Source organism: Spirosoma harenae (assembly GCF_054776975.1).
Genome location: NZ_BAAHBD010000002.1, coordinates 274,581 through 286,592 on the forward strand (window position 1 = coordinate 274,581; position 12,012 = coordinate 286,592).

General features: G+C 48.8%; 8 protein-coding genes. 5 read left to right on the plus strand and 3 right to left on the minus strand.

What is annotated here, in order from left to right; all coding sequences use genetic code 11:
* Positions 1-37: 37 nt before the first annotated feature.
* Both ACYVE4_RS01570 and ACYVE4_RS01575 read left to right on the plus strand, forming a co-directional pair.
* Positions 38-451 carry a hypothetical protein gene (locus ACYVE4_RS01570; RefSeq protein WP_460995048.1) on the plus strand — a complete coding sequence of 138 codons (414 nt, stop codon included), beginning with the start codon at positions 38-40 and terminating at the stop codon, positions 449-451.
* 67 nt (positions 452-518) lie between these two features.
* A complete protein-coding gene (locus tag ACYVE4_RS01575; RefSeq protein ID WP_460995049.1) occupies positions 519-2,084 on the plus strand; it encodes a M81 family metallopeptidase in 1,566 nt (521 codons plus the stop codon).
* 271 nt (positions 2,085-2,355) lie between these two features.
* Here the strand turns inward: ACYVE4_RS01575 and ACYVE4_RS01580 are convergent, their stop codons facing one another.
* The gene (locus tag ACYVE4_RS01580) at positions 2,356-3,366 is read right to left on the minus strand and encodes an alpha/beta hydrolase fold domain-containing protein (RefSeq protein ID WP_460995051.1); all 1,011 of its coding nucleotides are present in this window, start codon (positions 3,364-3,366) and stop codon (positions 2,356-2,358) included.
* 156 nt (positions 3,367-3,522) lie between these two features.
* Positions 3,523-4,662 carry an acetamidase/formamidase family protein gene (locus ACYVE4_RS01585; RefSeq protein WP_460995052.1) on the minus strand — a complete coding sequence of 380 codons (1,140 nt, stop codon included), beginning with the start codon at positions 4,660-4,662 and terminating at the stop codon, positions 3,523-3,525.
* Positions 4,663-4,801: 139 nt separating this feature from the next.
* Between ACYVE4_RS01585 and ACYVE4_RS01590 the strand changes: the two genes are divergently transcribed.
* Positions 4,802-6,283 carry an MFS transporter gene (locus ACYVE4_RS01590; RefSeq protein WP_460995054.1) on the plus strand — a complete coding sequence of 494 codons (1,482 nt, stop codon included), beginning with the start codon at positions 4,802-4,804 and terminating at the stop codon, positions 6,281-6,283.
* 75 nt (positions 6,284-6,358) lie between these two features.
* On the opposite strand, the gene ACYVE4_RS01595 is transcribed toward ACYVE4_RS01590, so the two are convergent.
* Positions 6,359-6,760, minus strand: a complete 402-nt coding sequence (locus tag ACYVE4_RS01595) for a Dabb family protein (RefSeq protein ID WP_460995056.1) — start codon at positions 6,758-6,760, stop codon at positions 6,359-6,361.
* Between the two features lie 186 nt (positions 6,761-6,946).
* On the opposite strand from ACYVE4_RS01595, the gene ACYVE4_RS01600 reads away from it, so the two are divergent.
* Both ACYVE4_RS01600 and ACYVE4_RS01605 read left to right on the plus strand, forming a co-directional pair.
* A complete protein-coding gene (locus ACYVE4_RS01600; protein WP_460995057.1) occupies positions 6,947-7,720 on the plus strand; it encodes a M48 family metallopeptidase in 774 nt (257 codons plus the stop codon).
* 185 nt (positions 7,721-7,905) lie between these two features.
* Complete coding sequence (locus ACYVE4_RS01605) at positions 7,906-11,967, plus strand: hybrid sensor histidine kinase/response regulator (RefSeq protein ID WP_460995059.1); 4,062 nt, start codon at positions 7,906-7,908, stop codon at positions 11,965-11,967.
* Positions 11,968-12,012: the final 45 nt, after the last annotated feature.

The window sequence follows — 12,012 nt, forward strand, 5'->3', positions numbered from 1 at the left end:
TGAAAACCGTCAGCCCGGTGAATTAGTTGTAGTGCGTATGACACTTTCAGCGACTACAACTAATTTATTGACTATTAAACGCCTGATCCAAGTTGGCTGGATAGTCGGTTTTGGGATCATGATCCTATCCTGTAATCGAGCAAATTCGGCGGCTAAAAAACGGCTGAAAATTGAGGTCGGGGAAATCAAAGAAATTTCCTTGCCTGGTCAAAGCGATGGGACTGCTGAACTGATCGGAACGTCGGATAATCAGGAGATCGTGGAGGTGTCCAGGCGGCAGCTTGCCCCAGCTGTCGATACGGTAAAACGGGCAGATCAGGGGCCGTCCGTTTTTCAGATAAAAGGCGTTACGGTCGGTACGGCGAATGTCGTTTTCACGACGAAACCGCTGGGCAGCGCCGGAGCTGGCGAAACGATCCGGACGTATGTCGTGCAGGTAGTTGCCAACTAGGTCGCCAGAACGACAATTTAGCCATATAGTATTTTGCCTACTCTGCTGAATGCCTTAATTTGTAGGCATGAAACATCTTCTGTTAGGTCTTACAGCCATAGTTTGGGCTAATACTGTTGGCTTTGCCCAATCGACCAGCAATACCCTCCCTCGTATCGCCATTGCTGGTTTAGGCATCGAATCCAGCACTTTTTCGCCTGCCGTTACGCATGAACCCGCTTTTCACGCCCGCTACAGCGGTGAAGTGTTCAACGCCTATCCGTTTTTGATGGGTACGGCTCCCTTGCGTAAGCAAGTGCGGTGGGTGCCGACCCTGGTCGGAAAATCGCTACCCGGAGGAATTGTCGCGCGGGAAGCGTACGAATCGCTGGTGCGTAAAATGCTGGATTCGCTCAAAAAATACGCACCCTACGATGGCCTTTATTTCGACATCCACGGAGCCATGAGCGTACAGGGCCTGGAAGATCCCGAAGGTGATTTGCTAACCCGAATTCGGCAGGTCATTGGCTATAAAACCCTGATTTCCACCTCAATGGACTTGCACGGGAATGTATCGTGGCGACTGGCGCAGAACACCGATCTGATGACCTGTTATCGTATGGCCCCGCACGAAGATGCGATGAAAACCAAAGAACGGGCGGTCGCTAATTTGATCGAACGACTCAAGAGCGGGAAAGGAAAACCGGCTTACAAAGCGTTGATTACGGTGCCCATTCTGTTGCCAGGCGAAAAAACAAGTACACGCATTGAACCGGGCAAAAGTCTGTACGCGGATATTCCAGGACTGGTTGATAATCAAGAGGGGGTTGTGGATGGCGGTATCTGGATTGGCTACGCCTGGGCTGATGAACCGCGTAATCATGCCGCTGTGATGGTTACCGGCGACGATAAAACCAAAGTGACACAAGCCGCTGAGAAACTGGCTGGCCACTTTTGGGAGGTCCGTTCGCAATTCGGGTTTGTAGCCCCCGTTGGCACGTTGGATGAATCGTTGAACAAGGCAGTTGCCAGCAACAAGCATCCTTATTACATCAGCGATACGGGCGATAATCCAACCGCAGGTGGGGCGGGTGATGTAACCTGGACGATCACCGAAATTCTGAAACGGCCCGAGTTCAAAAAGGCAGACGGCCCTACTCTGATTTATGCGTCGATTCCTGATCCGGAGTTTGTCAAAAAAGCCATTGCTGCGGGCGTTGGTGGTCAGGTAGACGGCAAAGCCGGCGCCATCGTCGATTCCCGGTTTGCTCCGCCCGTTCCATTAAAAGGGACTGTAACCGCCATTGAATACGGCGATAAAGATGCTGAAGTCGAGGTCGTGGTGAAAATAGGCAGCGTCAATGTGATTGTTACGCAGAAACGAAAGCCATATCACGAAGAAAAAGATTTTAAGCGGCTGGGGCTCAATGCCCGTACCGCCGATATTGTAGTGGTGAAGATCGGTTATCTCCAGCCTGAACTCTACGACATGCATAAAGATTGGATCATGGCTCTAACACCCGGTGGAGTCGATCAGGATCTGTCTAGGCTACCTTACAAACACATCCAGCATCCTATGTTTCCTTTCGATAAGGACATGAAAACGCCGGATTTATCCGCTAAACTCGTGCCGGTGTCGGGGGCAGTGAAATAACCATATCAACAGCGGCTATCTTCATGGTAGAACACAGATCATGTCGACATGATCTGTGTTCTATCCAATTTGACCCATAAGCAGACTCGCCGGGTAAGATTTAAGTTCGCTCAGAAGTCCTATAGTATTATTTGGAGAATTATCGGATACTATCTCGTCCTGTGTTGTAGTATTTGGAGAAATTAGGCAGCCATTTGCGGTCCAGCTCGCTTCATTCGTCATGCTGACACTGGAATTTGAGGACAGTCACAAGTGGAAGAAATAAACCCGTTTAAGGTTTCCAAACCTTATGCAGAAAATCAGTGATGTAAGTCAACGTAGGGGCAAACCACGGGTTGAAAAACATGAATGTATGGGGCGCATCGGGAAAGGTATACACTTCTGAATAGGTGTTAAACGGCTTTAGTTTAGCGATCAAATCGTCTCGCCCAGCGTGCATACGACTCACTGAACTGTTCAGAAATAAGATAGGTGGCGTGTTTTTATCCGCATGATTGAGTGCAGACGCTTCCTGCCATAATTCAGGCTTTTCGGTTTTCGTATACCCAAACCAGTATGTACCGGCAGAAATCGATTTTGAGTCATTTCCTTCGGCTGATTCGGGGTGAATAAAGGCTAAAACCCCATCGATATCGACAATGGCCTGCACAGCGCTGGACTGTTTTGCATTACCACCTGCTCCTTCGAAAGCCGCGTTTCCGTTCGTCGTTCCGACCAGCGCTGCTAGCTGCCCGCCCGCCGAAAAACCCAAAACGGCAATCCGATTGGGGTCAATGGCATATTGGCGAGCGTTGGCCCTCACCCAGCGAATGGCCGCTTTTACATCCTGTACGCCCGCCGGATACAAGGCTTCAGTCGATAGACGATACTCGACCGGCATGGACACAAAGCCTTTCGCAGCCAGTTGTCCGGCCAATGGATTATTATGGGAACGGTCGCCGGAGCGCCAGCCTCCTCCATGAATCAGGATAATGGCTGGATGCACTTTCTCGCTAGTGGCCGGTGGCGAATACACGTCGAGCAGAAGCTTTCTCCCGGCCGCTGGTGCGCTGTAAGTCATGTTTCTGGTTACGCGAACACCAGCGGGTATGGTGGAATCTGCCAGCGTTATGTCAGGATGATATTTCTTTTCCTGTATATAAGATTTTCGTACCGTAAACGATGTATCCCTACCGCCAGTTGGCCCCAGCTGTGCCCAGACATGATCTGTTAGCAGCCAGCTCATTACACCGCTAATTACCGCACAACGCGTTCGGATTTGTACCCTGTTAATCGTACTCATAAACCCTATTTTGTATTACCTATAAAAATGGTCGTTCACCGGGCTGTAGGGATAATATGTAGTTACTGTAGCCAGCTTTCGCAAAGAGAAGCCCATTCCCATATTGAGCCTGGATTATTCCGCAGCGCAATAGCGCAACCATCCTACCGGCTAAAATTACGCCCAATAGTCGAATTTCTTCTTCGTGAAAATAGACTTGGGTATCATGGCATGGACGCCCAATGTTTGATCGACGACTTGACTGACCTCAAAATCGACGGCGGTACTGGCTATAGATAATGCTTCATTGAACGTAAAGCCTAATTCAGTCGATATAAAGGCGCAGGCTTCGGAAAGAGCATTTTTCATGGCCTTGTTCAAATCTTTATCCAGCCCGACAGCGATAAAATGAGTCGACGTTTCGGCGCGGGGAACCTTCAGTGACTTTCCTTTGTGGACGATAAATTTAACCGTCAGATTGATGGCCGTTTCAATAGCGACCCCACTTACTTCCCCATTTCCCTGGGCCCCATGACCATCGCCCGTGGTAAATAAACCACCCGCTACCGAAACCGGTAAGTATAAGGTAGCACCTTTGGTTAGGTGTTTAATGTCGAGATTGCCGCCGTAGAAGTTGGGTGGAATAGAACTCTGGTGGCCCATATCGGCCGGTGGCGACAGTGCCATGACGCCCATAAACGGCTTCAGTGGAATGTCGACACCGTCTTTCAGCGACGCCGTTTTTCGTTTCATGTCATACCGATATACGAACGTTTCGCGGGTTTTTACTTCGTCGGGGATGCCACCCCCCCCCGGCCATACGCTGTTGACACCAAACGGAGCGGGGAATGTCATGTCGAGAATACGAATTTCCAGACTATCGCCTGGCATCGCTCCGTCGATATATACAGGACCAGTGAGCATGTGTCCACGGATACCGGAGGGCTCAGGTTTCACATTTTTCAGGATGGCAATGACCTCCTGGGCATGCTGATCGAGAGGTAAGTTATTTTTTGTATAAAACTCCTCCGGATTCGCTCGACTCAGACCCGATGGATTGACCGTCTGAATTTCAACCACATCACCATCGTTCACTTTGGCAACGGGCGGTACGTCGGCTCCATAATATCCCCAAACCATGTTTTCGGGCAAAGATCGAACAACATAATCAGCTTTGACCGCGCTAGTTTGGCGAAGGAACGTTTCGGAAAGGGGGGAGGCCGTTGCTAACGGATTGGTTACTAGGCTACTGGTTGAGAGTAAAGCAAGCCCATTTCGGGAGGTTTTTCGTAAAAAAGTTCGTCGTGAAGTTTTCATCAGGTTATATGATTGAGAGGCTTTGGCTAATCAGGCTCCTAAGATAAAAAAATGCTGATAGTTAGCGGGCCTATTCTATAATATCCTGAACAAGTGGCTGATTTTGCCAGTTAGCCTTGAGAATAAACCCGTTTTGCTCGTGTCTGTTCCTGTTTCTACAACGAATACATCATCGCCCAATAAATGGATTATTCTGGGTACAGTCATGTTTGGCACGTTCATGTCGACGCTGGATAGTAGCATTGTAAATATTGCTTTGCCAACGATTCGCCGGGAACTGGCGGCTGGTGACAGTGTTGAATGGATCGTCCTATGCTATCTACTTACCACGACCAGTACCTTGCTCATCATGGGCAAACTGTCGGATTGGGTCGGTCGTCGGCAGTTGTATATCACTGGTTTCTGTGTGTTTGTACTGGGTTCTTTACTCTGCGGATTAGCCTGGAGCCTGTGGGCGCTGGTGGGATTTCGGGTTGTGCAGGGCCTGGGCGCTGCCATGATTTACGCCGTAGGGCCAGCCATCATTGGCGATGCGTTTGCGCCAAACGAACGCGGTCAGGCACTTGGCTTTATGGGGTCAGTCGTAGCGGCAGGTTCCAGTGCAGGGCCGGTAATTGGCGGTTTACTGTTAGGCAAATTTGGCTGGACGAGCATTTTCTGGGTCAACGTGCCGATTGGATTAATCGCCATCTGGCGTGCCTGGACCATTTTGCCCGAAAGCCCGAAAGTGAATGGCCAACGATTCGATCTGGTAGGAGCAGGCCTGTTCTTATCAGGTGTCGTTACCCTATTGACAGGTCTGGATTTCGGGCCTGAACCCCAATACGGTTGGGGAGATCCGCTCGTCATTGGCCTGCTATCAGTTGGAGCGGTGTTGCTGACTCTTTTTCTGATCTGGGAAATGCGCGTCAGCGAGCCAATGTTACGGCTAAGTTTATTTAAAATCTGGCCGTTTAGCTCAGCAATTCTGGCGGCTTTTTGTGGATTTGTCGCATCAGGAGGAAACCTGTTTGTCATCCCATTTTTTCTACAACAACTCCTGGGGCTGAACCCCGAACGAGCTGGGTTAGTGTTGCTGGCAGGCCCCTTAACACTCAGCATTGTCGCTCCACTGGGCGGTTATCTGTCCAGCCGCGTTCCGACTCGGTGGGTTTCTACTATTGGCTTGTTGATCACGGCCTCTGGCTATTTCGCCTTTTCATTTCTGGATACGAATTGGGAATGGAAAGATGTGATCTGGCGTAGTTCGCTGGTGAGCTTGGGATTTGGCCTATTCCAGTCGCCTAATAGTAGTAGTGCGCTGAATTCAGCTCCGTTGGCGCAGCGCGGTGTTGCCAGTAGCATGATTGCATTCATGCGGAATCTTGGATTTGTGGTTGGTATTGCCCTGGCTGCGGCTGTCTGGTACAGTACTCGTAATCAGTATGCCATAGATGCAAATAGTTCTCCTGAAACGGCCAGGGCTCAATTAGTGGGCATGCATTATGCCTATCTGACGATGACTGGATTAATCCTGTTAGGGGCTCTTCTCTCGTTTACACGTGGAAAACCTACTCCGGCTATCTCACCCACGATCACTGATGTACCTGCCGGATCAGTTGCCAGTCCGCCTGGGAATTGACCTCACCCCCGGCCCCTCTCCTACAACAGGAGAGGGGGGATTTGGTGTAAAGTCCCAGAGGGGTTGGGGGTGAGGTTACCGCTTCGGGCCGATTGAATCGTAGATGACTACTTTTTCCCACAAGTGCGCGTAGTTATTCCGGAAGTCGTCGTGAATGGGGTGTTTCTGGTAAGCTTCTTCGTCGGCTGGACTATCGAAAAAACATAGCCAGGAGTAAGCGTATTTGCGCTCAATAACCTCGCGATTGGTTGCTGCGGGTGTACCAATGTTAACGAGTTTGATGGTAGGACATTTCGCTAGTTTGTTTAACCCTTCCAGCAATTTAGCCTTATCAGCTTCGCTGTTAGCGTTTTTCAAATAAAAGAGAACATGGTGAACAAAGAGCTGTCCGGCGGCTGGTTCAGTAGCAGAAATTGATACGCCCAGACCGGCAGCTACACTATTTCTAACGAATTTTCTTCTTGATTGCTGGCTCATGAAACGAATTGATTATTGGATCTACAGTCATGTTTTAAGCCACAAAAATGCCAAACGATTTTTCCTTCGCCAACTGTTTCTGGAAGGCAGTTTATAGATAGTTATTTAAACTTTTCTGCCCGTTAACTAGTCAATTAATAAAATTCCGACACTGTGCGGGATCGTAAACACTAAATTCACTCAACGATGAAACGGATAATAAAGCTCTTTTTAATGGTATTGGGGTTACCTGCCATCAGTCTGGCTCAGGTGAAAATAGACTCCAATTTGGCAAAGGCTGGTCTGGAAGCGATCGGCTCACTTACATTATCTGATGCGCAGGTAGCCGACTATTCGCGGCAGGCGGTTCAGCAGATGGACGCTCAAAACCAGGTGGCTGGCCCCAATGATCCTTACACGCAACGGTTGAATAAGATTGTCAGTCGGCATCGTACAATCAGCGGTTTGCCCCTGAATTATAAAGTCTATAAAGTTGGCGACGCGAACGCATTTGCCACGGCAGATGGAAGTGTTCGGGTGTTTACTGGCCTGATGGATATGATGTCCGACAATGAATTGCTGGCCGTGATCGGGCATGAAATTGGTCACGTAGTCAATCACGATTCGCGTGATGCCATGAAAAAATCCCTTCAACGTTCGGCCATTCGTAATGCCGTAGCATCCAATTCGGGGGCTCCGGGAAAGATAGCCAGATCTCAGTTAGGTGATGTGGCTGATTATCTATTCGGAGCCTCGTTTAGCCGCCAGCAGGAAACGGAAGCTGATGATTACAGCTATGGATTTTTGAAAAAGAACGGCTACAATGTATTGGCTCTGGCCACCTCGTTTGAAAAACTGGCTAAATTAAGTGGAGGCACTAAAGGGGGCAAAGTAGGAACTTTTCTATCAAGCCACCCTGATAGTAAAACCCGCGCCCAACGCATTCGGGACCGGGCTCGCCGGGACGGATTGGCTCGCTAGGAATTTACCTCACCCCCAGCCCCTCTCCTAAGACAGGAGAGGGTTGAAAAAGAGATATTATGCTCCTCTCTCCTAAAACAGGAGAGGGACTGGGGGTGAGGTAAATCTCTAGTTAATTGAGAGGTATGCAGTAGGTACTTACAATTTTGTAGTTTTAGCCTGTAAATTGAATTGATCTGTTTACAGTGCGCACCTATTTTCTGTCGATCCTGCTGATTATCAGCCTAAGGGGCTTTGCGCAGTCTACGCGCTCAGGCAGGGTCGATATTGCCCAACACCTGCCAATTCTTAATCAGTTCGACCATTTATCCGTTAAGGATGGACTTTCCAACAACTCGGTGAACTGTATCCTTCAGGACCGGGAAGGATTTATGTGGTTCGGTACCAACGACGGGCTGAATAAATACGACGGATACACCTTTACGACACTTAGACCCAACCCAATTAATCCCGCTCACGGTTTTCTGAACAGCATGATCTCAGGATTGTGCGAAAGCCACGACAATCGATTATGGGTAGTAACGCAGGGTGGTTTGCACGAGGTCGATAAACGAACGGGAGGTGTTATTCCGCACCTGATTAAAGCCTCGGATGCCGAACGCTGGAATTTTCAGCACTCGATTTTTGAAGATAGTCAGCACGTATTGTGGGTAAGTACCTTGAGTGGGGTTGCTCGTTATGAACCAGCCCTTCGTCGGTTCACGCTTTTTCGGATGCCAGACCCAGAGGCAACCATCAAAACCGTATTCGAAGATCCTCAACATCGACTTTGGGTTGGTACTTACCAGGGATTATATCTGCTGGATCGACAAACCCGGCAATTTACACTGGTTCCGGTTTCAGTACCTGCCGGTGTGGCTCAGCCTTCGTTTATGGCCTTTCATCTGGATCGGCGTCAGACCATGTGGATTGCCACCTCAACGGCTGGTTATGGGTTATTTCGTCTGGATTTGGGTAAGAAACCCTGGCATCTGGAACACTATAATCCGAATGGTCAGATTAACCCGTTTACGTTCCTGAATTCCCTGATTATTGATGCCACTGGTATACTATGGCTGGCCACAACTACGGGGCTTCAGCGAATCGATCCGGTGACTAACCAGGTGTATACCTATCGACCCGACCCGAATGAACCCAAGGGGATTAGTAGCAACACGGCGCAAACAATTTATCGGGATCGGGTTGGTGCGCTTTGGGTCGGAACCGATAATGGAATTGATCGGCAGATCATGAATAATAAGCCATTCATGACGTATCAGATTCGTCCAAACAGAGGAACGGCGAACCTGCCCGAAAATAAAGTAGTAGCACTATTGCCCGGGCAAAATGGCAATTTCTGGATTAGTAATGGCTATACTGTGTATAGGCCATCGGTCGATGGGAAGCATTCGCAAATCCTCACTCCTGATATTCTGGGCTCCAATAGTCAATTTAAAAACTATACTCAGACATTCTTACCCGATGGTTTGGGCGGGGTCTGGCTAGGAACCTGGTCGGGGATGTATCATTTCGATCCGCAAACAGGCCGTTTTACAAGTTATCCTGCCGAAGTTCCTGGTGAATCGGTTAGTCAGGGGCCTACGGGCGATATCTGGATTGGGGGTTATGTATCGCCGGAAAATGGCGTGGCTTCCTTTAATCCGCACACCCATCAATACCGGTATTACAAGTACAGCCCTCAAAAACCTGATGGGCTGCCTGATAAATATGTAAATGGGGTAATGGCCAGTAAGAAAGGTGATGTTTGGGTAGCCTTCCGAAAGCAGGGACTCGGACGGTTAAATCCAGTCAATGGTCGATTTGTTCACTACAAAGCTGGCGCAAAAAATGGTTTGAATGACAATGATGTACAAGCGATATATGAAGATGACTCGGGAACGATTTGGGTCGGCACGCAGCAGGGCGGCCTCAATCGGTTTGATTCTCATACAGCTACATTTTCGGCCATCACAACCCGCAATGGTTTGCTCAGCAACAATATTGTAGGCATCACAAGCGATCGTGTGGGTAATTTATGGGTAAGTACAGATAAAGGACTTTGTCGGTTTAATCCGGCCACAAACATTGTTCGTACGTATCAGACAACAAATGGCTTACCCAGTAATGACTTCCTTCGGAATGCCGTTTTTCGCCAGAAAGACCGGCTTTTTTTCGGTACCCTGAACGGAGTTGTGTATTTCAATCCGGATAGTATTCGCGACGATACACGACCGTTTCCGGTCTATATTACCGAACTCAAAGTCAGAGATCAGGTTCGCCTGATAACGAATCCGGTCATTACTCTGAATCATGACGAAAACTTCCTGTCGCTCAGTTTTGCCGCACTGACCTATAGCCAGTCGGAGCTGAATCACTATGCCTATCAACTGGTTGGAGTCGATCAGGACTGGGTTCAGAATGGGAATCGTCATTTTGTAAATTATACGAATCTTTCGCCTGGTACGTATACATTCCGGGTTAAGGCTGCTAATGGCGATGGTATCTGGAATACAAAAGGAGCATCGGTTCAGATCGTTATTCTGCCGCCGTGGTGGGCCACCTGGTGGGCATACGGAATCTATGCGTTTTTGGCCATTGGTGCGATCTGGGTTTTTATTCGATTCTACACAAATCGCATCCGGCAGCAGCAGGAGTTTGAGTTGAATCGGCGGGAAGCCGAACAGCTCAAAACGGTTGATGAACTGAAAACACGTTTCTTCTCGAACATCACTCACGAATTCCGCACGCCGTTATCCTTGATTCTATCGCCCGTCGAAAAACTTTTGCAGGATAACCGTTTCGACGGATCAACTCACCAAACGCTACGATTAATTCAACGCAATGCAGATCAACTCCTTCGGCTAATCAATCAATTGCTGGATCTGTCGAAATTAGAAGCCCGGCGGATGGATACCTCGTTGATGCGTGGGGATGTAGTGGACTTCGTGAATCACATGGTCGAGTCGTTTCGACCGGCAGCTGAACAGAAAGGAGTTCGGCTGATTTATTCGGCTGATCCGATCACACAGGAGTATTTGTTCGACGCGGATAAATGGGAGAAAATTCTGACGAATCTGTTATCAAATGCACTGAAATTCACGGCTGAAGGCGGGCAAGTAACCGTGACGCTCCAAGCCATAAAAGCACCATTGGCCGATGAACTTTCTGGGGTACATCTTCAGATTGCGGATACCGGTATTGGTATCGCACCGGAACATCTCCAGCATATTTTCGATCGATTCTACCAGGTGGATACATCCCGAACGCGGGCCTATGAGGGAACAGGTATTGGGCTGGCTCTGGTGAAAGAACTGGTTGATCTGATCAGAGGGGCTATTAAGGTAGAAAGTCAGCAAGGTGTCGGTACAATGTTTGATCTGATCTTGCTTATTCATCCGATTACGGCCAATGCAGAAGCTCCGCCGGTGGTTTTATCTACGAAAGAGATAGTGCCTAGTGAGCAACCGTCTACGCCTTCAGGTAAATCATCAACCGAAGATGCCAATGCTCCTTTGGTGTTAATTGTAGAAGATAATACCGAGCTGCGTGAATTTCTGGCAAGCGAACTGGCTTTTGCCTACCGGGTTCTTAAAGCATCCGATGGCGAAGATGGCTGGCAACTCGCCCAAACCGAATTGCCGGATATCGTTATTTCGGATGTGATGATGCCTCGTATGGATGGATACGAATTGACGCGGCTCCTCAAAAATACACCGGCAACGGATCATATTGCCGTCATTATGCTGACGGCGAAGGCTGCCCACCATAGCCGTATCGAGGGTTTGCAGGAGGGAGCCGACGATTATCTGGCTAAACCATTTCATCTGGATGAACTGCATTTGCGGTTACGCAATCTTATATCCCGGCAACAGAAACTGCGTGATCAGTATCGGCAGCAATTAGCCCAGTCAGATGCTCCTCAAACGCTCGACATGGTGCAGGATATTTTTCTGCATCGGATTTATGAGTTATTGGAAACGCACCTGAGCGATCCATCGCTGGATGTAGACTGGCTGGCCGATCAACTGGCAATGAGTCGGAAAACGCTCTATCGTAAAATTCATAGTCTGGTTCAGTTAGCACCTAATGAGTTGATTCGACAATATCGCCTGCGTAAGGCTGCGGATCTCCTACGGACTGGACATACTGCCTCCCAAACAGCTTATCTGGTCGGCTTCAAAACACCTTCCTATTTCACGATCGTCTTCAAGGAGTTTTATCATAAAACGCCTACCGAATTTGCGCAAACCGGTCTCGATAAGGTTTAAAAAATCGGGAAAATCAGCGGTTTCCAACCAACGGATAGTTGCTAA

Coding starts and splice junctions, on each gene's coding strand:
- ACYVE4_RS01570 (WP_460995048.1), top strand. CDS start 38: ATGACACTTTCAGCGACTACAACTAATTTATTGACTATTAAACGCCTG.
- ACYVE4_RS01575 (WP_460995049.1), top strand. CDS start 519: ATGAAACATCTTCTGTTAGGTCTTACAGCCATAGTTTGGGCTAATACT.
- ACYVE4_RS01580 (WP_460995051.1), bottom strand. CDS start 3,366: ATGAGTACGATTAACAGGGTACAAATCCGAACGCGTTGTGCGGTAATT.
- ACYVE4_RS01585 (WP_460995052.1), bottom strand. CDS start 4,662: ATGAAAACTTCACGACGAACTTTTTTACGAAAAACCTCCCGAAATGGG.
- ACYVE4_RS01595 (WP_460995056.1), bottom strand. CDS start 6,760: ATGAGCCAGCAATCAAGAAGAAAATTCGTTAGAAATAGTGTAGCTGCC.
- ACYVE4_RS01600 (WP_460995057.1), top strand. CDS start 6,947: ATGAAACGGATAATAAAGCTCTTTTTAATGGTATTGGGGTTACCTGCC.